The sequence below is a fragment of the Anaerotignum propionicum genome, assembly GCF_024461735.1.
Classification (GTDB): Bacteria; Bacillota; Clostridia; order Lachnospirales; family Anaerotignaceae; genus Chakrabartyella.
Map to the genome: position 1 here is coordinate 170023 of NZ_JANGAD010000006.1, position 23005 is coordinate 193027.

Genomic DNA, 23005 nt, shown 5'->3' on the forward strand with positions numbered 1-23005 from the left:
CCTCATTTCACTGTAATTTGGCACATAGCCAAAGTTGTTAGGGCAGCCCGATGGGTTTCAGGTGTCACACCTGCACAGCAGGAAGAATCCACACAAATTTTCATTTCAGGCATTTTGGCTTTTAATAAAATTGCATTGGACACAACACAAATGTCAGTACAAAGCCCCACCATTTCAACTTCAATTTCTTCATCTTTTGATTCCTGATATAACAGCTCAGCCAGTTCCACAGAACCAAAGGTAGGCTTATCGAGCACCCGCACACCCTCCAAAGCCTCTGCAATTCGTTTATCTAACTGCCATCCTTCTGTGCCTCGCACACAATGAACAACCGGTAGGTTTTTCCCTTCTTGGGTTTCCAGATAGTTTGCTTCGTGGGTGTCTCTTGTAGCAATAATATTTTCCTTGGGATTCTCACTAATTTTTTTCAGTACGCAATCCACAATTTTTTGTGCTTCTTTTGTTCCTAATGAACCATCAATAAAATCTTTCTGCATATCAATAACAAGCAATATATTTTTCATGGGCATACCCTCCAAACGTAGAATAACATTTATAATGAATTAATCATACAACAAGCGTTCTCAAATTTCTATATGCATTTTCCCAATTATAAGGCAAGAATACTATAAATTATGGGCAAATGGGAAATTTCAAGGGAATCCCCTTGACAGAACATTTCTTTTCGGTTTATGATGATAACTGATAAAAACTGTGAAAGAGAATAGTAGAAAAGTGCATTTGTCTTCAGAAAATAGGCGGTTGATGCAAGCCTTGACAAACCTTTTTGAACCCCCCTCCTGAGTTCCGCAGGGAAAATGCGGCGTATCTTGGCGTTAACAAGACTTAAGTGGACGGATTTTTTCCGTCAATGAGGGTGGCACCGCCGATTCGACCTTGGTCCCTTTTATGGGATTAGGTCTTTTTTTGTGGAAAAAACATCGTCATCACAGTCTAAGGAAAGCAAAGGCAATCCATTACTTCTGTATATAAATCTGTGCAGTGCTGTTGGCCAAAATAGAAAGCCTGTATGAATTCTAGAAATATTTGCGTAAATTTTGCACAAACTGGTCAAGAAAACCCATTCAGATGAATATACAAAGCATTGCCTAAATAAATGTATTTGACAAAGCTTATTTTAAATGAAAATGTTAGGAGGAACTATAATGGCAAAGGACAAAAAACTGGTTGAATCCATTACCGATATGGAGCTGGATTTTCCTCAGTGGTACACTGACGTAGTAAAAAAAGCGGACTTAACTGATTATTCAACTTTAAAAGGCTGTATGATTATTCGTCCATACGGCTATGCAATTTGGGAATTAATTCAAAAAGAACTTGACAGACGTTTTAAGGAAACAGGACACGAAAACGTTTACATGCCTATGTTTATTCCCGAAAGTCTGCTTCAAAAAGAGAAGGATCATGTGGAAGGCTTTGCGCCTGAAGTTGCATGGGTAACCCATGGTGGTGAAACCAAATTGCAGGAGCGTATTTGTGTTCGCCCTACTTCCGAAACTCTATTTTGCGATCATTACGCAAATATTATACAATCTTATCGTGACCTACCCAAGCTTTACAATCAATGGTGCTCCGTTGTGCGTTGGGAAAAAACAACCCGCCCTTTTCTGAGAACAACTGAGTTTTTATGGCAGGAGGGACATACTGCCCATGCCACTGCTGTGGAAGCGGAAGAGGAAACCGTTCGCATGCTTAACGTTTATGCAGATTTCTGCCATGAATATTTGGCAATCCCTGTAGTAAAGGGTGAAAAAACAGAAAAAGAACGTTTTGCTGGAGCAAAAGCTACCTATACGATTGAAAGTTTGATGCATGATGGAAAAGCATTGCAGTCAGGCACAAGCCATAACTTTGGTGATGGTTTTGCTCATGCCTTCGGAATTCAATATACAGATAAGGATAATCAGCTGCAATATGTTCACCAAACCAGCTGGGGCATGACAACTCGTTTAATTGGCGCATTGATTATGGTTCATGGTGATAACAGCGGTCTAGTTTTACCTCCAATGGTAGCTCCTACACAGGTTATCATCATTCCTATTGCTCAGCATAAAGAAGGTGTTTTGGAAAAAGCCGAAGCCCTAAGGGCAAGCCTTAGCAAAACATGTCGCATTAAACTGGATGATACAGATAAATCTGCCGGTTGGAAATTCAGTGAATACGAAATGAAGGGTGTTCCTCTGCGTCTGGAAGTTGGCCCTAAGGATTTGGAGAAAAATCAGGCGGTGATCGCAAGACGTGATACAGGGGAAAAAATTATTGTTTCTCTGGATGAACTGGAGGAAAGAATTCCCGCCCTGCTTCAGGAAGTTCAGGATAACCTTCTGAGAAAAGCAACAGAAAGAAGAGATTCCAAAACTTATACAGCTACAAATTTGGAGGATTTCGAACGTACCTTAAACGAAACACCCGGTTTCGTAAAAGCAATGTGGTGTGGCGATCAGGCTTGCGAAGATGCTATCAAAGAAAAAACTGCCGCGACAAGCCGTTGCATCCCTTTTGAACAAGAAGAAATCTCCGATACCTGCGTTTGCTGTGGAAAAAAAGCAAAACATATGGTTTATTGGGGCAGAGCATATTAATTTTATAAAGAAACCCGCCATGGAACATATGCCTTGGCGGGTTTTTCCTTACTCTTTTAAATCTTGAATATCTTTTTGCATTTTTGCAATGGTAGCTTCAATTTCTTCAATCTGCTGACAGAATTGAGTTAGTTCTTCAGATAATTCTATCCCTTGGCGAAATTGCTCGTAAATAATTCCGCCCATCCTTTCTCTTATGGAGGAAATATTCTGTCTTTGTGCCCCTATTTTAGAATTCAGCATCCCGATTTCAACCATATCTCCAGTTTTATCCGCGGCTTTTTTTGCTATATTTCCCATCTTATCCATAAATTTAGCCATTGCTCTCCCCTCCTCTATCTCTCATTTTCTATTCAAAAGGACATTCTTTTATGCATTCCATTTTTTCTTTTGTTGAAAATGCGCATTAGATCAGTTCAAATCTTATTGCAAGGCTATTCTCCATAGTATATGATTAAATTACATAGTAGTTTTAGGTAATAAGACATTACTTGGTTGGGTGAATTCAATGTAAAGCACGTTAAATTGAGATTTTCCTTAACCACATACAAAAGAGGAGGAGAAAAATGAACCCTATACTAAAGCTTCACGAAAAAGACAATGTAGGAACCTGTTTAAGGAAACTGGAAGCCCAAGAAACCATTCTTTTTGATGAATTCAGTATAACTGTCAAAGAATGTATTCCTCAGTATCACAAAATCGCACTTAAATATATCCCCATTCACAATCCTGTCTATAAATATGGACAAATCATCGGCCTTGCCACCGAGGAAATATTCCAAGGTGATTATGTGCATGTTCATAATATCGAAAGTATGCGGGGACGTGGTGATAAAAAGGAGGAATGCTGATATGATGCTCAAGGGCTATGCACGAGAAAATGGTACTTTTGGAATCCGAAACCACTTATTAATTATACCTGCCTCCGTCTGTGCTGTGGAGGTGGCAAATCGTATTGCAGTAAAGGTGAGTGCCATTTCCCTACCTCATCAGCATGGTTGTTGTCAAATGGGTGCCGACTTTCGTCAAACGGTACGCACCCTTACCGGATTTGGCTGTAACCCAAATGTAGGTGCTGTTTTGGTTGTGGGACTGGGCTGTGAAGGCATTCAGGCCGATCAGATTGCTCACGAGATTGAAAAGACAGGTAAAGAAGCTTCATTCATAACCATACAGGACTGTGGTGGAACAACAAAAACCGTGGAACAAGGAATTCACATTGCATCAAAAATGGCGGAAAACTTATCCTTGATGAAAAGAGCCACCTTCCCCCTCAACCATCTCATTCTTGGCATGGAGTGTGGCGGCAGTGACCCCACAAGTGGTATTGTTGCAAATCCCGCAATTGGCATTGCTTCGGATCTTCTAGTCTCTATGGGTGGAAGCAGCATTTTAAGCGAAACCACCGAGGTTATCGGAGCAGAACATATTTTAGCAGAAAGATTTTATGATTCCAAAGAAAGAGCGAAGTTTTTAGATATGGTTTCCAAGGTGGAAAAAAGAGCTTTGGCCGTTGGCGAGGATTTAAGGGGCTCACAGCCAACACCGGGAAATATTCAGGGAGGACTCAGTACCATAGAGGAAAAATCATTGGGATGTATGCATAAAGCGGGAAATACAACACCTTTTTTGGGTGCCTTGGAATATGGTGAACCTGTTCCCACCACAAAACCAGGTCTTTACTTCATGGATACACCGGGAGAAGATATCGATTCCATTACTGGTATGGTGGCAGGTGGCGCTCAGTTAATCGTTTTTACCACTGGACGAGGAACGCCCACTGGTTGTCCCATTGCTCCTGTTATTAAAATTACAGGCAACCCAGAGACATATCGTAATATGGAGGAAAACATAGATGTTAACGGAGGAAAAGTAATTCTCGGAGAATGCACCCTTGACTCTGTTGGCAAAGAGATTTTTGAAAAGATGATTGCGGTAGCAAACGGAGAACTGACCAAGGCGGAGAAATTAGGACACAAAGAGTTCGGAATTTATCGCATTGGCTATACTTTTTAGTAAATTAGGAGGTGCCTATCTTGAAATTTAAAAGTCCATTACTTGTTGTTTCAAATTTGGAAGCGTCAAAGCAATTTTACACGGAGATTTTAGGCCTTCGTATTGTTATGGATTTTGGTGCAAACGTGACTTTAACAGGGGGAATTGCATTGCAAACAAAAGACTCTTGGCTATCCCTCATTGGCAATCATGAAGATGATCTTATCTTTGGCAACAAAGTTACGGAATTATATTTTGAAGAAGATGATTTCGATTCTTTTGCCGAAAAAATAATCTCAAACAGAGATGTTGCTCTTGTACATCCTGTAAAGGAGCATAACTGGGGACAAAGGGTGATTCGCTTTTATGACCCTGATAAGCATATTATTGAAGTAGGCGAAAATCTAAAGTCAGTTTGTTTCCGCTTTTTAAAAAGCGGTCTTACAAAAAAGGAAATTGCAGTGCGGATGGATGTTCCTTTAAAATTAGTAGAAAGACTATTAAGATAACTCCATTAACCCTCCAAAACTTGCAAAAAAAGCTCCCGCAAACCATCAAAAAGATGGAATATGGGAGCATATTTTTTGTTTTTCTTTAATTTTTTCACACATATATAATTTCAGGTTTTACAATTAAGTTCAATTCTTTTTAATAATATTAGCTTATAACAATCAATACTTACCTTATCAAATTACTAAGAAATTAACTTAATTTAAAATTAGAAATTTGACTTTGAAGTATTTCAGCCTGACCTGAAAGTTCCTCACTGGAAGCGGCACTCTCTTCCGCTGTGGCAGAGTTTGTCTGAACCACACTGGCAATTTGTTCGACGCCGATATTAATTTGCTCGGCTGCCTCTGCCTGTTGCTGAGAAGTTTCTGCAATCTCCTCTACTAAAACAATAACCTGATTGCCTTTTTCATCAATCTTATTTAGAGATTCCCGCACTCTATCCACCAGCTTGGTGCCGTTGTTAACAGCAATAATTGTATTATCAATTAATGTTGTGGTATTTTTAGCAGCCTCAGCACTCTTACCAGCCAAATTTCGCACCTCATCTGCAACAACAGCAAAGCCTTTTCCTGCCGCACCTGCACGGGCAGCCTCAACAGCTGCGTTTAACGCAAGAATATTTGTTTGGAATGCTATATCGTCAATGGCACGAATAATCTTTTGCACTTCGTTAGAGGTATTTGTAATTTCATCCATAGCCGCAACAAGGTTTTGCATTTGCTCATTGCCTAAATGGATTTCATCTGTGGTTTCTTTTACATTTTCATAAACCTGTTTTGCACCATCGGCATTTTGTTTAATCTGCTCTGAAATTTCAGCGATATTAGATGCTAATTCTTCAATAGAGCTTGCTTGCTCCGTTGCTCCTTGAGATAAAGATTGTGCGCCTGAGGATACCTGATCAGCACCTGCCGAAACCTCCTTGGAGGAAACTTGAATCTGCGTAAGGGTTTCATTCAGTGCAGCGATAATCTGCTCCATGGAAAGCTTAATCGGAGAAAAATCGTTCTGATAATCTATATCCACTTTCACTGTCATATCTCCGTCAGCCATGCGTCCAAGAACATAAGAAATATTGGCAATATAACGATTTAAGTTTTCAATCAAAGTACGAATACTATTGGCTAAGGAACCTACCTCATCTTTTGATTCATATGTAACAACTGCATTCAAATTGCCCTCTGCCAAATCCTTCGCAGCAGCCTCAATGTCTGCCAAAGGCTTGCGAATACTTTTGATGATGTATAACCCCATAAGTATTGCTATAATAGAGCTTGCTCCGAACAATATAAAAATAATCGAAGTAACAATTTTAGCAGACTTCTCCGACTTAAGATAAAAATTGTTTGCTGTTTCGGATGCAATATTGTTAATTTCATCTGCTAAGTCTTGGGCTTTCTTTGAAGCCGGAACATATTCCTCATTAATAATTTTTCTGGCTAACTCAGTATCATTTGCGTAAGCAGCAGCCTGTATTCTATCACGAATTTCCGCCCTTTTCGGTGTATCTGCAATGATTTGCGCCAACTTATCCTTTCCTTCTTGCTGAATCAGTACATCATCCAGTTGTGATAATAAACTTTCTAAATTTGCAACTCTGGAATCTAAATCTACATCCCATGCTTTTAGTTTTTCTGGATCGATCTCGATAACCATATATGCTAAATCCGCTTGAATTCCTTGTATTTCACTTCTGACTGTCTGGGTATAGTTTGTTGAGTGAAACGGTTTGTTATAAAAATCCGTAAAATCCTTTCTGATAGAAAAAATACCCAAAAAAACTGCACAAAGCACCGTTATGATATTTAATATAATCACTATTCCAAACGAAATGCTCAGTTTCTTACCAATACTAAAATTCTTCATACTATCAGTCGCCCTCTCTTGTCTTTTCCTTCGTAATGCCCCATAGTCAAAAACCCAAATTACATAAAAAAAATTATTTTGTAATTACATTTTCTTATGTAATTCTATTTTTTAAATATACTTGTTCATAAAATTATAGTCAATATTTTTTTAGTAAATTTTGTCGAATATTGTTAAATTATCCAACGTTAACTCCAGATTTCGCTGTAAATTTCACACTTCGTGATATAACTATGTAATTCAAGAATTGTTTTGCATAATATATAGAATAAATTCTATATTTCCGACGATGTAATATAAATTCTATTAGATAAAAAGATAGTAATATTTACACAAGATTTACCATTTATTCTTATATTAGAAATAACCATTTCTTTTAAAATTTATATAATAAGTACATTTTACACTAATAAACATATTAAATTACAATGTTATTCATAATCTTTTCCTAAAAAAATACTGAATTGAAATTAAAATCAGACAAATTACTGTTCACGTATCTTAATTTCACCTGATAAAAGCAGACAAGGAAATGAGAAAATATCTGTTGAAATATTATAAAGGTACCTGTATAATATGGACTATAAATTATAAGTTAAAGAAGGGTCGCGACGTGCAGGACAATTTGGAATTAATGGATCAATTTTTTCTAGTCAATCGGTTGATGCATCGTTATCATCATCAAAAGAATCGAATTGCCCAAAAAGAATCCTTTCAGGGGCAAGGACGCATTCTTTCCCTTTTGCTCAATCATCCTGGCATACGGCAAAAAGAGCTATCGGATTGGCTGGATATACGCACTCAATCTGTGGGGGAAATCATCATGAAGCTGGAGACGAATGGCTACATCACCCGTACTCCCAGCGAAAAAGATCGGCGGGCAATGTGTCTCTATTTAACAGAAGAAGGGGTGAAAGCAGCTAGATTCATGGAAAAAAACATTCATGAAGCCGTAAAAATCTTTGACTGTCTAAATGACGATGAAAAAGATCACTTGCATCAATATTTGTTTCGTATCATAAGTAAACTTGAAACTAAAACAAAGGAAGAAGTCTGAAATTAATCAAAACTTCAACTGTTACAGTGTTAAATCTAATTTCATATGGAGATAAATTATGGATATTCAAACCTATTTATTTTATTTCGCAGCAATTGTTGCACTTGTTATTTCCTTTGTGAAGGACAAAAAGAAATCCATGCTCGCATTAAAAAAGGCATGGAAATCATTTGAGAATATTCTTCCTCAGGTTTTGTCTTTGCTTGTGATCGTAGGAATTCTCCTCGCAATTGTAAATACAGATGTTATATCCCAGTTAATTGGTAAAAATTCAGGATGGTTCGGTGTAGTATTGGCTGGTTCTGTTGGTGCAATTACCTTGATTCCCCCTTACGTCGCCTTCCCTACGGCAGCGCTATTGGTAGAAGCGGGTGCCGGCTATATGCAGATTGGAGCATTTATTTCTACCCTCATGATGGTAGGCTTAGTTACAATACCCGTAGAAACAAAATTCTTCGGCAAAAAGCTTACGTTATTAAGAAATTTATTAGCCTTTATCTTTTCCTTCTTCGTTGCAATAATCATTCGTTTGGTGGTGGGTTCATGATGAAAAAAGTTCTTAACGTTGTTAAAAGATATCGATACTTTCTTTTTAGCTTGGTTATATTAGGCATCCTAACTATATTCAGACCTCAATTGGGAATAAAAAGTGCGGGTATCTCGCTTTTTCAGTTGACACAAATGCTTTTGGTTGTGCCTCCTGTGTTTATTTTATTAGGCCTGCTGGATGTTTGGATTCCCAGAGAAACTATGGTGAAATATATAGGGGAAAATTCCGGGTTAAAAGGGATGTTTCTGGCCTTTATTATTGGCTCCTTCGCAGCAGGACCCCTGTATGGGGCGTTTCCCATTGCATCTGTGTTTATGAAAAAAGGTGTGAAATTTACCAATTTAATGATTTTTATTGGTGCCTGGTCCACCACAAAAATTCCTATGCTGATGTTCGAAATGACATACATGGGAATGAAATTTGCCCTAACTCGCCTTGCTGTGGATATCCCAGGAATCATTTTTATCGCTTTTGCTCTGAATCATTCCCTCTCCAAAAAAGAAGTAGAAGCGATTTATAAAGCAGCCGAAACACTGGATGTATAAGCAAAAAAAATAGATTCATTTTTGTAGAGCGAGAACAGATTGCAAATAAAAAACTCACCTAAGGCAAAAGAATGGCCCCTATCCTCTTACCTTAAGTGAGTTTTTATGAGTCTAAATCAATAATTCATTATATTTATCCATAAGCTTCTTTAATCCTTCTTCAGCAGTGCCATTATTTTGGCAAACAACCTCTGCCGCCCCTTCATATAAAGGCAACCGTTCCTGATACAAACGAGCAGTGGCTTCGGCATCTGGTGTCAAAGGCCTGCCATTGCCGCTTTCCAGTAAAGAGACTTCTCTTTTAACCCAAATGATTCGACCATTTTGTTTTAAATCACCAATATTAAGCTCATTCTTAATAACGCCGCCTCCTGTTGCAATAACCAATCCATTTTCCTTAGAAAACTTCTGAACCATAGTTCTTTCTACAAGACGGAATGAGGTTTCTCCCATTTTTGAAAAGTACTCTTTGATTGGCATGCCAATTTCCTTAACAATTTCTTCATCAATGTCCACAAAACCTTTTCCCAAACGTTTGGCCGCCATCTTACCTAAGGTTGTTTTTCCACAGCCACTCATCCCAATGAGAACAAGGTTACTTCTCTCCTCTAATAAAGCTGTATACAAGTTCTGAATAAACGTATTATCCATTTTTTTGCCTAGAAATATTTCCACTGCACATTTAGCTTGTCCAATGAGCATTTCTAAACCACCTACCGCAGTCACCCCTTTGGAAAGTCCCTCCAAAACAAATTTAGTCCGCAGAGGATTGTATACAACATCAACCACTGCCTCTAAATTGTCAAAACCATTTAAATCAATAGGGCTTTCTTCCGTATTGGGATACATTCCCACGGGAGTAGTGTTGATAATAATCTGCGCATCTCTATGGCTATCGTAACACGTTTGATAGGTAATGGTCTCAGCATTTTCTTTATAATATACAGTAAGAATCTGTTCAGCGCCCATATCTTTTACCACCGCGATACAGGCCTTTGCCGCTCCCCCCCTACCTAAAAGCAAGACTTTTTTTCCCTTTGGGTCTATTTTGTGCTTCATTAACATGTAACGAAACCCATCATAATCCGTATTGTAACCGTAAAGTTTATTCCCCCTATGAACAACTGTGTTCACTGCTCCAATTGCCGCCGCTTTGGGGTCAACACAATCTAAATAAGGTAAAACAAGTTCTTTATATGGAATTGTGACATTTATTGCTTGAAATTCCCTTTGCTTCATGAAATTATGAAAAGCCTCATTGGTAAGAGGAATTAAGTCATAAGTATAATCTGCCAGTTGCTCATGTATAATTTTTGAAAAACTATGTCCAACTTTTTCACCAATTAAGCCATATCTCATAAAAATACACCCCTCATCCGTACGTTTTCTCCTATGGTAATACAGCTGTCAAAAATATGCAACGGTTTTATAAGGTTTTCTCTTAAGATAGAACTTTTACTTTGTATTTTAAAGTGAAGTTTCAATGTTTTCGGATTAAAAATGAATGTTTTCTATGAGTATTTTATGCCATCAAATACCAGCCCTTTGTAATATATTCTTAATGGCAAAATAGGAAAAAATATGTTAGAATAGGTAAAAACGGCAATAATGGTAAATTCATAGGATAATAGGCAAAAACGGTAATATTGGTAAATTAATAGGAGAATATGATGAAAAAGTGGTTGAAAAAATTTGGTGCAGCTCTTCTAACTGTAACTGTGTTAGTGGGCAACGTAAATTGCGTATCGGCTTTTGCCGCTGACTCAAAGGATTTTCGCGGTGTATGGATTTCAACGGTATACAGCGCAGACTACCCCTCAGTACAAAACAATATCGACGGACAAAAAGCTGAGTTTACACAAAAATTGGATAAACTGAAGGCAATTGGCGTAAATGCAGTGGTGGTTCAAGTTAGACCAAAAGGGGATGCTTTTTATGAATCAGACCTAAATCCTTGGAGTGCAGTTTTGACAGGAGTACAAGGTAAAGATCCCGGTTATGATCCCATGAAATTTATGATTGATGAAACCCATAAAAGAGGGATGGAATTTCATGCATGGATGAACCCCTATCGGATTACCACCTCCGGCACTGATTTGGCGGCTTTATCCTCCGATAATATGGCGAGAATGCATCCAGATTGGATTATCACTTACAATGGTGCAATGTATTATAACCCTGCAAAAACAGAAGTGAAGGAATATATCCGAGATACCGTTGGTGAGGTTGTAAAAAACTATAACGTGGATGCAATCCATTTTGATGACTACTTTTACCCCACAAACTACCCATTGGCAGAGGGTCAAACCAGAGATGGTGCAGAAGCAAATGCACGACGTCAGCATGTGAATGACATGGTTCGTATGGTTAGTGAAAAAATCAAAGATACAAATCCAAAGGTTCAGTTTGGAATCAGCCCTTTGGGCATTTGGAAAAATAATAGCTCAGACCCTTCTGGTTCAGCAACAAATGGAGGGGAAGGTTATTATTCTGTTTATGGTGATGCGAAAACATGGATAGAAAAAGGCTGGATAGATTATATTACACCCCAGCTTTACTGGGAGCAAGGAAATGCATATGCAGACTACCAAACCTTGGTAAAATGGTGGAGTGAATTTGTAAAAAATACAGGAGTTACCCTTTATATTGGACAAGGAATCTATAAAGATGTGGTAGCAAAGGAAATTGCAGATCAATTGAAAGTGAATGAGGGCTATAATGTAAGCGGAAGCATTTTCTTTAGCGCCAGAGATTTATTTGATGATCGTCAAGGTGCCGCAACGGCTTTAAAGAAATATTATAGTGCGGTTACGCCAACCCAGCCTACACAACCCGAATCGCCAACTATCATTGAAAAGAAAAAAGCCTATGCAACAAAGGCAGCAATTACAGTAAATGGTGCTCCTGCAGCTTTCGAGGTATATACCATTAATGATTATACCTACTTTAAGCTAAGAGATATTGCCCATTCCATTAGTGGTACGGCAAAGCAATTTGATACTGTTTGGAATAATGAAGATGCATCCATAAACCTGTTAACAGGTTTAAGTTATTCCGGAACAACAGGGACCAGTTCCCTTGCAAAAGATACAACGGCAATCACATCAACAGCGAAACTGTTTTTAGATGGCAACCAAGAAAACGTAAGCGCATATACCATTAACGATTATACATATTATAAACTTAGAGATGTTGCAAAACTTTTAGATGTAGGTGTAACATGGGATGAGAAAACCTCTACCATCGGAATTGATACTACAAAATCCTACAAATAAACTGATATCTAGTTTTAAATTAGTACTCAAGATTTTTCTAAAGGCAGAACCCATTTATTGGGCTCTGCCTTTCTTTTATTCATATATCTTAGGTTTGTTTGAAGAAAACTTCCCCTGTTGTATACATTTCGGTATCCTAATATAAAACCCAACGTGCCGCTAGTAATGAAGCAAAAGTATATTTTATTAGAAAATTATTCCATTACATCTTGACACATACTCAGTACTGAGTATAAAATATAGTCAATACTGAGTATTAAAATTTTTATTTGTCAGGAGTGTTTTTATGGTTCCACTTTATATTCTTGGCCTCCTCTTGCGATTTGGCCCCCAACATGGGTATCAGATTAAAAAACTGATGGAGGAACAATTAGAGGATTTCACCCAAATTAAGCTTCCCACTGTTTACTATCACTTAGAAAAAATGGAAGCTTTGGGCTACATCACTGCACAACGAGAGAAACAGGGAGCTCGCCCGGAAAAAACAATTTATCAGGTAAGTAAAACAGGTGAGGATAAGTTCAAAGAGTTACTTCAGCAGAATTTGAACATAGAATACCGTCCTACCTTTGATATTGATGGAACCTTTTACTTTTCTGATTATTTAGAACACAACGAACTGATTGAAAGTCTATGCAATCACGTGGCAAAGTTGCAATTGGTACTCTCTTCTCTTGAGGTACACCGTAATGAAACCCTCAGGTATATTCCTGAGAAATACAAAACTACAGCCAACATCATTTTCGAGCACCATCTTTACCACTATAGAGCCGAGCTTGCTTGGGCGGAAAAATCTTTGCAATCCTTAAAGGAGGATGAATTCTGTGGTTAAAATGAGAATTATTGAAACAGATGAAGGAATTCAAGATGAACTGACTGTGGAAGCCTTTGATATTTTTGCCAGAGAAATGAGAGACAAAGGCTGGAATGGTGTAAATGAAATGATTGCTTCCGGCATCAAGGGTGGCGATTTATTAGAACTTGGACCAGGCCCCGGTTACGTGGGGTTAGAACTAACCAAAAAAATCTGTGTAACCTCTCTTACAGGTTGCGAAATTAGTCCTGCCATGCTTCACGTTGCCAAAAAAAATGCAGCTGAATATAATTTCCCGGCAAGCTATGTCTTAGGAAGCTGTATGAAAATGCCTTTTGAAAATGAAAGCTTTGACACAGTTATCTCCAATGGCTCCCTCCATGAATGGGAAAATCCATTACAGGCTTTTCAAGAGATTAATCGTGTTCTTCGCCATGGTGGTCGATATTGTATCACCGATTTACGTCGTGATGTAAATCCATTGAAAAAAGCACTGGTTTATCACGCTACTCGCCCAAAGGAAATGCGTCAAGGCCTGGTGAGTTCTTTAAATGCAGCCTATACATTATCGGAAATCACAGAACTCCTTCGCCATTCAGAACTAAGCAATGCAGTGGTATCAAGTGACTTTTTTGGTCTTTGTATTGCAGGTAAAAAATAAAACCTCTCTTAAAACGCCCCTTTTTTGGGGCGCCTTGCTTATGTGGATATAAAAAGATGTTCCTTTTAAGGGTTTTCCATCTATCGTTTCCTGATTTTTGTTTTAGCGTAATATAATTTGGATTTTAGAAAGGTCTATGCATCCAATTCTACCTTACGCAATCTTTCTCAATTAGCTTGTCCAGAATTTGATTCTGAGTCAAAAAATATGATTAGCAGAGTTTTAGCCAAAATCATTATACTTAAGAATGCTATGAAAACAGAATCTTTATATTCTTTTACATGTCATTCGTTTTGGGGTTGTTTCCTTTCATCCTCAAGGCGCTGAGTAAGTTTGCTTATATTTTCCACTGTTTTTTGATTTAAAAAATGCTCAATCTTTTCTACTTGCTCTAATTCATTTTCAGACTGATTTAAAATACATAAAAAACGAGAAATAACGTCATGGCGGTATAAAAGATAAGCACCTGCTTCGGTTCCTACCTCTGTCAGCTCAATTTGTCCGTATTTTTCAGAATTTACGTACCCTAACTCTTTTAGGTGCTGTACCATTTTTGTTGCAGAGGACGGTTTTACATTTAGCATCTTCGATAAATCACTTATGCGGACAATTCCACTTTCCAATGAAGTCCGACAGATCATTTCCAAATAATCTTCCATTGCGGTGGTAAGTTCCGCGCCTTCATTCATTTGATATCCCTTTAGAGTATAAAAGCCATTTGCTTTTGTCATCATCTGATTCCCCTTATTTTTTATATGCTTTGGCAGTCACCTTTCCCATATCTTGGAATACTATGTTCATAGAAAGTTTCCTTAACCTAAATTTATTCGAAGGGCGGAATTACTATGAATATGAATTCTTTGAATGATATAAACCCCGGTGAAAGTGCTATTGTAAATGCGCTTCTCTCCACAGGAAGTATGCGTCGTCGTTTATTGGATATTGGCTTGGTTGAAAACACCGATATAGAGTGTATCGGTCGAAGCCCCGGCGGAGACCCAACTGCTTTTTTAATTCGTGGTGCAGTAATTGCAATTCGATCTGAGGATTGCGAGAATATCATTGTAACGCGCAAGTAAAGATTCAGTAAGGGGGATTACACGATGGGGCTGACAAATAGTTCAATTGGATTAAATGCCGTTGATTTTGGATTGGAAATAAATAAGCAATCACCGAATGATAAAATTATTGCACTTGCTGGAAACCCAAATGTGGGAAAAAGCACAGTGTTTAATGGTCTTACAGGAATGAAACAGCACACCGGCAACTGGCCCGGAAAAACGGTTACAAATGCACAGGGCTATTGTTCCACAAAAAATCAGTCATATGTGCTAGTGGATATTCCGGGAACCTACTCGTTGATGGCTCATTCAGCCGAAGAAGAGGTAGCAAGAAATTTTATTTGTTTTGGTAATCCGGATGCAGTGGTTGTAGTATGTGATGCAACTTGTTTAGAGCGTAATCTTAACTTGGTGCTGCAAACCATGGAAATTTCAAAAAATGTGGTCGTTTGTATCAATCTGATGGATGAGGCCCGTCGAAAAAATATTAAAATTGATGTGGATAAACTCTCTAAGCATCTTGGTGTACCCGTTATTGGTGCCATTGCAAGAAAAAAGAAGAGTCTTTCTGCTTTAATGGATATTGTTGATAAAGTAACCGATGGTACAATTCATTGTTCTCCCCTATCCATTCAGTACGCAGAAGAAATAGAAGAAGCAATCTCAGCAATCGAGCCTATTCTAAACGAAAAATATGGCAAATTACTTAATAGTCGGTGGCTGAGCTTAAAATTATTGGAACAAGATGAACCTTTGATGAAAGAAATCGATGCTTATTTAGGGGTTTCTGTTCTGGAAGACAGCCAGCTGATTGCAGATCTAGAAAATGCAAAAAATATTTTGGAGCGCAGTAAACTTAATCCAGATAAATTGAAAGATAAAATTGTAACTTCTCTTGTTACTTCTGCCGAAAAAATTTCTAAGGATACTGTTTACTATGAAAATCAAAACTATAATTCTACAGATCGGAATATAGACAGAATACTAACCAGTAAAACGACAGGCTATCCCATTATGCTGGCGCTTCTTGCCCTTGTATTTTGGTTAACTATTACTGGTAGTAATTATCCTTCTCAGTTGATATCCAGCTTCTTATTTCAAGTGCAAGACTATTTAACTGCCTTTTTTCAGTTTATGAATGCACCTGCTTGGCTTCATGGCATCCTTGTTCTGGGAGTCTATCGAGTTTTAGCTTGGGTAGTTTCAGTTATGCTTCCTCCAATGGCAATTTTTTTCCCGTTATTCACATTGCTTGAAGATGCCGGATATTTACCTAGAGTTGCTTATAATCTGGATAAAACATTCAAACGCTGTAACGCTTGCGGAAAGCAAGCACTGACCATGTGCATGGTATATATGAATTTGCATGCTAAAACCCCCTATTGAGGGGGCTTTCTAATTGATATTTAAGTACTTTTAGTATAAATTTTAAAAGTCATATTTAAAATTCTTCTTTACAAAAATATTGCTTTTAAATTACCTATCTATAAATTGATCTAACAACCCTCCGTTTATATCAAAGTATGAGTAGTAGTTACACAAAAAATCATTGTTTTGAGAGGTAATCATAAAACTTAAATTGTAGCAAAACAAATAATCTTGAGTTACATTGATTTGTACACCACATTTAACCAATTTTACATCATTATTAATAGTATTCAAATTAAAATCTGCACCCAAACAATCATCCAATGCATCTTTAGACCAATCTTTAAAATATTGATACATACATTGTTTCGCTTTTTGAATTAAATTTAGCTTTATAACATCTGATTGTATCATGTTTCTAAAGAGGTTTTCGTTTGATTCCATAGATCCTCCTGGTCATTTATTCCAGACCTAAATTAGTCTTCAATTGCTTTTACTATTTTTAGAATTTCAACAAACCATTTTCATCGAACACAAAACCAGGTCCCCAAACAACTTCCCAATAATAACCGTCCATGTCGGCGAAGTATGCATGGTATCCTCCCCAGAAAACTTCCTGAGGTTCTTTGATAATTTTGGCTCCTGCATTTCTTGCCAATTCTATGACATTGTCTACGTCCTCTTTTTGTTCAACATTATACGCCAATGTGAATCCGCCAAAACCGCTGCTTATTTTAGGGGGAGCATCTTTACTGATATCCTCCGCTAATAATTCCAAAGGAAAGAGTTCAAACTTAGTACCTGGTGTGTTAAAGAACACAACATTGGGATTATCATCCTTTTCCTCTGTTTGAAAACCCAACTTATCTCTGTAAAACTGAATTGATTTTTTCATATTTCTTACACCTAAACAAATACAAGTAATCTTATTCATTCTATTTCCTCCTTATAAATTAATTATTTTCTGTTTTAAATGTCATTTCTATATTCATTTTTTTGCTTCTGCTTTCATTCTAAAACAATGATTCTCCCATTACAATCAGCATACAATAATTTAGAGGTGACGAACATGAAAAAAACATATTACGATAGAGAAAAAGCTGTAGCATATGCCCACCAATGGGCTTATGGACGCAATCCACGTTACTACAATTTTGATCTCCTAGGGGGGGATTGCACAAACTTCACTTCTCAGGTGCTGTATACTGGCTCAGGAGTAATGAATCCAAAGCCAACCTTCGGCTGGTATTATTATAGTCTAAACAATCGGGCGCCAGCTTGGACAGGAGTAGAATATCTTTATAAGTTTCTTGTGAAAAACCTTGGGTTGGGTCCTGTTGGGGTATCATCAGATATTTCTCAGGTAGAGCCAGGGGATATTGTGCAGCTTTCTTTCGACGGATTCAGTTTTAGTCATTCTCCTTCAATTGTTGCTATTGGAGAGAATCCTTCTCCCGCCAATATCCTTATTGCCGCTCACACCTTTGACGCTGACAATCGCCCACTGGATACTTATCCCTACGTAAGCCTTCGCTTTATACACATTACCCACGTGAATACTTGGTAAGGCCTTCCCTTTTCCAGATTAGGTTGAACCAAAAACGAATAAACATACATTCAGCAAATTCTGTACTGTTAATTATATCATTGCGACTTTCAAGAATATACTCTTCAAAATGAAGCTGATACGGAAACGTATGATGAAATACAAATGATAAGTTTTTTTATTTCTATTTCGGATACAATTATATTAAGTTTCTGAAACACAACAATCTCTCCGCATTACCACAATTCAATGCTTGATAAATCTCTGTTCATTTTCCTAATTATTCATTTCCTTCATTCCTTAAGTAGTTTACTATGCTATTAAGTAGCAAAGTTATGACAATAAGAATAATTGATACAACCGAGACTGCTCCAACTGTGTCCATAATCCCACTTATATCTTGCATAATCACGTAGCGCCTGATTTCAAATAATTGAAAGACCAACGCAATACAGCAAGCCATAAAGCTATAAATTATATAATTCTTCGGCTCATACCCTTTCTGAAACTGGCTAATCGCAAATAGTGGTATTAACCATGCTACGGTGCCAAGAATAATGCTCCCCATATTGAAAAACATGCTCATTTCGTTTCTCCTTTCTTTTATGTGTTTGTTTTCCTTCTCTCTTATTTCAAATCTTCAATGGCTCCGCCCCATTCAACAGCAACGAAACCTTTTCTTTCAACTGTTTTTAACTTCTGTTCCTTTATGCTCTCGTTTCCGTTTGCCCCTTTATACACCATAAATACCCTAATCACACTATCAGGTTGGGGATCAACATCTAGTGAAACTTTTGATGAATATTCCTCTGTATCAAATTTAATCAGGTTAAATTCATTTTCTATGAGTCGTGGAGCCCAGAATGTAATAAAATCCGCCCTTTCTCTGTCATTAAGACCTAGTGTTTTCAGTTTTTCCTCAAAGAAAGTAACCGTTTCTTCTCGACTAACCAAAAAGCCTTCATCAAACACAGAGGAATAATTCAGTACCTTCCCTTCCCAAAAAAGGTATGGATACGTCATTGTTCCACTGATAAGTGTGCCATTTGTTTTTGCATTAACAGTCCAGCCATCCTTATATTCAGGATAAGTGAAAGTAAAATCTCCCACAAAAGAAAGTTTCACATTTACGTTGGTTTCTTTTTGGGGATAAAGATATATCACTGGTTTTGCAGCCCCCAGATATGTAAAATTTGTTTCATGGTTAAATGCATTATATAAAATGTTTACAACATCACCTCTTGAAGCAATTTTCTCAGGTGATTGATTAGCAATAAGCCCATTTTCCCTTGCAATTTTTAAATATCCATCTGGATATCCGCCTAATGCCTTTGCTGTATCTAATAGATGCTGGCGTGAATGCTCGAACCTTTCACTCGATTTGAGCAAAATCACAATACAATCTTTTATAGTTATGCTTTCATCCGGAACAAATGTATCTTTCGTCTTTCCATTTATCATTCCATTGTTGTAAGCATATGCGATGTAATTTTGGGCCCAATGGTCTTTTGGAACATCCTTAAATGGGGATGGTTTTCTATTATATTCAATTTCAATTTCGTACATATATCTATAATCATCTAAGCGGAAAGCATTCACCATGAGAGCAATAAATTCTGCCCTTGTTATGTTTCGCTCCAAATGTAATTCTCCATCTTCGTATCCTTTTAATATCCCCATTTCTACTAAAAATCTTCCCATTTCTTCAACAGTCATTTGCTGGTCATTGCTCCTATAAGCCAGAAGTTTGAATACGTAGTCACCTACGTCTATTGTTGATTTATCCTCCATAAGAATAGTGAAGAAATATGCCGTTATATTATCCCCGTCATTAAATTCTGTATCTTTAAATTTTGTTGTATCAAGAATAATAAAGTCTTGATTTCTATCACCAATGTTTTCACTCCAAAGCTCATCACTGCTTTTTGAAAGCTTAATTTTACCTTGTGACATTTTCGTAACCTTACCCGATAATACTGAACTTTCAAATTTCTTAAACGTATGGGTATCATCGGCAAAAACCGTTCCCGATGTGGTAAAAAGCAAACTAATACACATGAAAAAAGCAACTATTTTTCTAGTCATAATAAAAACCTCCCCTATAGCTTATCATTTACCTTAATTATACATAAATCTCCATAGCATTTCCATATATTTCAATATTGTTAAGATAATTGTCGTTTTTTATTGTAAGGCTATGGATTTCATCTTCATCCCAATTTCCTGTTATACGGTTACACCTTGCTGAACAAAAAAATCACCCACAAATGTGAGTGATCTTTTTGTTTTCCTTTTTATTTGAGACTAAATTTCTTTGAAAAAGACTAAGCCTTTTCATCCCGTATTATTAAAGTTTTATTTATTCACAATTTCCCCAGCCATTTTAACAAGTACATCTTTATTTACCCCATCATCTGAATTAATCAAAGCATAAGACATGCCGTTGTCTTCCCAACTAATTTGCTGCATATGAAGAACTTCAATTTCCTCTGAACCATAAGAGAATACATATTTTCCACTTTCAGCATCAGCCTTATCCTGTTCAGTCATTACATAATCAGGTGGTAACATTTTATACGTATCACTATGATATCTTCCCTCAATATTATCAGAAATTTTTACAATATCACCGGTTTCATCTGCTCCCGGCAGAACACCATTTTCCACCAAAAGGTTTACTGTGGACTCTCCATTCTTATAGGAGAAAGTAGCGGTTTTTAGTGTCACTACTGCACTTCCATCTTCAGCCTCTGCCTTTGTTTCTCCTACACCACCATTTTGAAAGGCGTATCCACCTGAGAGCTCATCGACATACTTTGGAACAAATCCAGCCTCTTTTTTCACTTCATTTTCACTGGGATACTCAGCAAAGGTGTCATTTGTAGAATGACTTGTATAGCTGGCAATTTTTGCTGCTGCAAAACATGTGATTGATGTAAATGCTAACAGCATACACGCTACTAAAATACCTCTGGTTTTTTTTACTGAAAATAATTTCATATTCATACCCTCCATATTTTTATTTTTTATTTTTCTATTAATTTGCAGAAACATGTCCTCTGAAGGACAAATTTTATCTGCCTTTGCATTTATTGCAACCCTTAGCTTATCTTCAAATTTTCCCTGTGATTTCATTGCATTTGGCCTCCATTCTATAGGTATTGTCACACTCGATACTTTTTCTAAGAATTTTTCTCGCAGCATGGAGTCTTGATTTTACTGTTCCTTCAAAGCATCCCATGATCTCAGCAATTTCTGATACAGAGAAATTATTATAATAATAAAGAAGTACTGTAATCTTTTTCTTAATTTCCAAATGCTCTACCGCGTTCATAAGAATTTTAGATTCTTCCCTATCAATTATTTCTCCTTCTACTAAATGAGTATCTTCTGCTTCTGCAAATTCGAATATGTTATCAACCGGTATAGATACTTTTTCTTTCGCAGACATCTTCCATGCAAGCCTTGTTAACATTCTAAAAAACCATGTTTTAAAACTCGTCGGGTCTTTTAAATCTGCAATTTTGAAATAACATAGTATAAAAGCCTCTTGTACAATATCATCTGCCAAAGCCCTGTTGTTTGTTATCAGATAAGCCGTTCTTATTGCTTTATCTTTATACAAATCAAATAAACCCTCAAACGATGACTTATCCCCCTTTTGCAGTTTCAGAACAAGTTCTGCACTATTGTCTATCATTTGCAATCTCCTTTCTGTGTACACATATATAAGAGGCATTGAACATGGAAACGGTTCATTTTAAATTCAAAAATAAATTTTTACTCTCTACATTTATTTCTCTTCGGTGTATAACAAAATGCCACAACTTTACTATTGTAGTTGCTTTTTTGAATAATGAAAAATGATTATTATAAAACTGTGAAATTCAACAATAGGAAAGGCAATCCCCTCCAGTCAAACGATTAACCCGAATATTTCCGCTAATGAAGGCATAATTATACTACGAATGTAAAGTAAATGGAGTGATATTTATGCTTTCAACTGAGGATTATATCCGGCTATCCATCCAGAATAATCTGTTTTGGATACGCATCATGAAGGAGCACGCCGTATTTATTGAAGCCACAATGCCACCTCCGGGTCGACAGTATGCAAATCAAGCTGGTAGATTCAAGCAAAATTACGACCGCTTAATGCGCCTAACGATCCGCTTGTCAAATGGAGTTATTCAGGCAGATGATCTTCATTCAGGACAATTTTATACCCAGTATACCATAGAGGCGGAACAACAGGCCCAAATATCCACCGGTATAAACATTGATACCAATCTAACACGAATGGAACAAAATATTGAACCGTACAACCCGAACTGTGCCGTAAACACATATATGGAGCAATCTATCAGTGCATTGAACGAAAACCTCTTGAGTTTAACCAACTCCTTTGTACGGTTTAAAGCAGAGCTGTTGGAATTACGAACCACCTGCGGTCTGTTCACAATGATGTATACAGCAGATATCGAACATGTCCTCCTTGAAGCACAGCGATACCAAAAAATATTAGTGGGTCTGCAAAATCGGGTGGATATGAACCCGGAAGATGATATAAACTTTTGGACGCAGAACATGGTAGGTCATGCCAAGGTAATGCGGGGAGAGCTGGATCCCACCCAAGGGGTTTTTATCAATCAAGCAAATGCGTTTGCTAACACCTTTGATACGCTGGCCAATGAAGAAACAAGTGTATGTAATACTCCCACAGAGGGCACCTTGCTTGGGGAAACTGAGGATATAGCCGAATTTAAAGCAATGATTACACAAGGCATTATCGATTGCAAGGTGCAAGCTATTATGCTGGCACTCTATACAGATCACCTTTTGAGAGAAGCAAATCATTTTATTTGGCTTCTTAAATAAATACACTGCTTATCTGATACATAAACTGCATACCTGTTCCTATAACATTGTGAATTCAAGCATAGTTTCTATAAAGCTGATGAAATAGTAAAGTCAACATACGCTGTCTTAGTTCAGTGTGTGTTGACCTGTTTTGCTATCTATTAGATTAAATAACTTGATTCCCAAATAACACATTTGTGTTTTTTCTCAATGGGAAATTCCATTTTTGATTATTATAAAATATCTTGATACAAATAAACCCCTTCTTTTAAACTTTTCAATCATCCCTAG

24 protein-coding genes and 1 other annotated feature are annotated in these 23005 nt (G+C 37.2%); of the genes, 14 read left to right on the forward strand and 10 right to left on the reverse strand.

Annotated features, from left to right (window positions below):
- Positions 1-2: 2 nt before the first annotated feature.
- Positions 3-524, reverse strand: a complete 522-nt coding sequence (locus NE558_RS09670) for a cysteine hydrolase family protein (protein ID WP_256149836.1) — start codon at positions 522-524, stop codon at positions 3-5.
- A gap of 181 nt (positions 525-705) precedes the next feature.
- Positions 706-909 (forward strand) — a binding site (T-box leader).
- Between the two features lie 257 nt (positions 910-1166).
- On the opposite strand from NE558_RS09670, the gene proS reads away from it, so the two are divergent.
- Positions 1167-2603, forward strand: a complete 1437-nt coding sequence (proS, locus tag NE558_RS09675; RefSeq protein WP_256149837.1) for a proline--tRNA ligase — start codon at positions 1167-1169, stop codon at positions 2601-2603.
- A 48-nt stretch (positions 2604-2651) separates the two neighbouring features.
- On the opposite strand, the gene NE558_RS09680 is transcribed toward proS, so the two are convergent.
- Positions 2652-2924, reverse strand: coding sequence for a hypothetical protein (locus NE558_RS09680; protein ID WP_256149839.1), 273 nt, complete (start codon positions 2922-2924; stop codon positions 2652-2654).
- A 245-nt stretch (positions 2925-3169) separates the two neighbouring features.
- Between NE558_RS09680 and NE558_RS09685 the strand changes: the two genes are divergently transcribed.
- The 3 genes from NE558_RS09685 to NE558_RS09695 are packed head-to-tail and all read left to right on the forward strand — an operon-like array spanning position 3170 to position 5107.
- Positions 3170-3454, forward strand: coding sequence for a UxaA family hydrolase (locus NE558_RS09685; RefSeq protein WP_256149840.1), 285 nt, complete (start codon positions 3170-3172; stop codon positions 3452-3454).
- Position 3455: 1 nt separating this feature from the next.
- The gene (locus tag NE558_RS09690) at positions 3456-4619 is read left to right on the forward strand and encodes a UxaA family hydrolase (RefSeq protein WP_256149841.1); all 1164 of its coding nucleotides are present in this window, start codon (positions 3456-3458) and stop codon (positions 4617-4619) included.
- Between the two features lie 11 nt (positions 4620-4630).
- On the forward strand, positions 4631-5107 hold the full coding sequence (locus NE558_RS09695; RefSeq protein ID WP_334303605.1) for a VOC family protein: 477 nt from the start codon (positions 4631-4633) through the stop codon (positions 5105-5107).
- 193 nt (positions 5108-5300) lie between these two features.
- Here NE558_RS09695 and NE558_RS09700 read toward each other — a convergent pair whose 3' ends face one another.
- Positions 5301-6977 (reverse strand): methyl-accepting chemotaxis protein, encoded by a 1677-nt coding sequence (locus NE558_RS09700; RefSeq protein WP_256149843.1) that lies wholly within the window; start codon positions 6975-6977, stop codon positions 5301-5303.
- 613 nt (positions 6978-7590) lie between these two features.
- On the opposite strand from NE558_RS09700, the gene NE558_RS09705 reads away from it, so the two are divergent.
- Genes NE558_RS09705 through NE558_RS09715 form a run of 3 tightly spaced genes read left to right on the forward strand, consistent with a single transcriptional unit; the run spans position 7591 to position 9129 of the window.
- Positions 7591-8034, forward strand: a complete 444-nt coding sequence (locus NE558_RS09705) for a MarR family winged helix-turn-helix transcriptional regulator (protein ID WP_256149844.1) — start codon at positions 7591-7593, stop codon at positions 8032-8034.
- 58 nt (positions 8035-8092) lie between these two features.
- Positions 8093-8581, forward strand: a complete 489-nt coding sequence (locus NE558_RS09710) for a permease (RefSeq protein ID WP_256149845.1) — start codon at positions 8093-8095, stop codon at positions 8579-8581.
- Entirely contained in the window at positions 8578-9129 is a 552-nt protein-coding gene (locus NE558_RS09715) for a permease (RefSeq protein ID WP_330643444.1), read from the forward strand. Before NE558_RS09710 ends, NE558_RS09715 begins: the two co-directional genes overlap by 4 nt.
- Positions 9130-9240: 111 nt before the next feature.
- On the opposite strand, the gene NE558_RS09720 is transcribed toward NE558_RS09715, so the two are convergent.
- Positions 9241-10488, reverse strand: a complete 1248-nt coding sequence (locus tag NE558_RS09720) for a shikimate kinase (RefSeq protein WP_256149846.1) — start codon at positions 10486-10488, stop codon at positions 9241-9243.
- Positions 10489-10799: 311 nt separating this feature from the next.
- Here NE558_RS09720 and NE558_RS09725 point away from each other — a divergent pair, with 311 nt between their 5' ends.
- The 3 genes from NE558_RS09725 (at position 10800) to NE558_RS09735 (ending at position 13879) form a co-directional block, all read left to right on the forward strand.
- Positions 10800-12404 (forward strand): family 10 glycosylhydrolase, encoded by a 1605-nt coding sequence (locus NE558_RS09725; protein WP_256149847.1) that lies wholly within the window; start codon positions 10800-10802, stop codon positions 12402-12404.
- Positions 12405-12690: 286 nt separating this feature from the next.
- Positions 12691-13236, forward strand: coding sequence for a PadR family transcriptional regulator (locus tag NE558_RS09730; RefSeq protein ID WP_256149848.1), 546 nt, complete (start codon positions 12691-12693; stop codon positions 13234-13236).
- Between the two features lies 1 nt (position 13237).
- On the forward strand, positions 13238-13879 hold the full coding sequence (locus tag NE558_RS09735) for a class I SAM-dependent methyltransferase (RefSeq protein ID WP_256149891.1): 642 nt from the start codon (positions 13238-13240) through the stop codon (positions 13877-13879).
- A gap of 284 nt (positions 13880-14163) precedes the next feature.
- Here NE558_RS09735 and NE558_RS09740 read toward each other — a convergent pair whose 3' ends face one another.
- Complete coding sequence (locus tag NE558_RS09740) at positions 14164-14613, reverse strand: metal-dependent transcriptional regulator (protein ID WP_334303606.1); 450 nt, start codon at positions 14611-14613, stop codon at positions 14164-14166.
- A 111-nt stretch (positions 14614-14724) separates the two neighbouring features.
- Here NE558_RS09740 and NE558_RS09745 point away from each other — a divergent pair, with 111 nt between their 5' ends.
- Positions 14725-14958: a FeoA family protein gene (locus NE558_RS09745; protein ID WP_256149850.1), complete on the forward strand. Its 234-nt coding sequence runs from the start codon at positions 14725-14727 to the stop codon at positions 14956-14958.
- A 24-nt stretch (positions 14959-14982) separates the two neighbouring features.
- Positions 14983-16326: a ferrous iron transporter B gene (locus NE558_RS09750; protein ID WP_256149851.1), complete on the forward strand. Its 1344-nt coding sequence runs from the start codon at positions 14983-14985 to the stop codon at positions 16324-16326.
- A 90-nt stretch (positions 16327-16416) separates the two neighbouring features.
- On the opposite strand, the gene NE558_RS09755 is transcribed toward NE558_RS09750, so the two are convergent.
- Both NE558_RS09755 and NE558_RS09760 read right to left on the reverse strand, forming a co-directional pair.
- Positions 16417-16752, reverse strand: a complete 336-nt coding sequence (locus NE558_RS09755; RefSeq protein WP_256149852.1) for a hypothetical protein — start codon at positions 16750-16752, stop codon at positions 16417-16419.
- A 58-nt stretch (positions 16753-16810) separates the two neighbouring features.
- A complete protein-coding gene (locus tag NE558_RS09760; RefSeq protein ID WP_256149853.1) occupies positions 16811-17242 on the reverse strand; it encodes a VOC family protein in 432 nt (143 codons plus the stop codon).
- A gap of 135 nt (positions 17243-17377) precedes the next feature.
- Here NE558_RS09760 and NE558_RS09765 point away from each other — a divergent pair, with 135 nt between their 5' ends.
- The gene (locus tag NE558_RS09765) at positions 17378-17875 is read left to right on the forward strand and encodes an amidase domain-containing protein (RefSeq protein ID WP_256149854.1); all 498 of its coding nucleotides are present in this window, start codon (positions 17378-17380) and stop codon (positions 17873-17875) included.
- Positions 17876-18481: 606 nt separating this feature from the next.
- On the opposite strand, the gene NE558_RS09770 is transcribed toward NE558_RS09765, so the two are convergent.
- From NE558_RS09770 to NE558_RS09780, 3 genes are all read right to left on the reverse strand, one after another.
- On the reverse strand, positions 18482-19939 hold the full coding sequence (locus tag NE558_RS09770; RefSeq protein WP_256149855.1) for an S-layer homology domain-containing protein: 1458 nt from the start codon (positions 19937-19939) through the stop codon (positions 18482-18484).
- A gap of 270 nt (positions 19940-20209) precedes the next feature.
- Positions 20210-20989, reverse strand: a complete 780-nt coding sequence (locus NE558_RS09775; RefSeq protein WP_256149856.1) for a hypothetical protein — start codon at positions 20987-20989, stop codon at positions 20210-20212.
- Complete coding sequence (locus NE558_RS09780) at positions 20967-21554, reverse strand: RNA polymerase sigma factor (RefSeq protein WP_256149858.1); 588 nt, start codon at positions 21552-21554, stop codon at positions 20967-20969. The genes NE558_RS09775 and NE558_RS09780 overlap by 23 nt, the downstream gene beginning before the upstream one ends.
- A 293-nt stretch (positions 21555-21847) precedes the next feature.
- Between NE558_RS09780 and NE558_RS09785 the strand changes: the two genes are divergently transcribed.
- Positions 21848-22732 (forward strand): DUF2935 domain-containing protein, encoded by an 885-nt coding sequence (locus NE558_RS09785; protein WP_256149859.1) that lies wholly within the window; start codon positions 21848-21850, stop codon positions 22730-22732.
- The last annotated feature ends 273 nt before the right edge of the window (positions 22733-23005 follow it).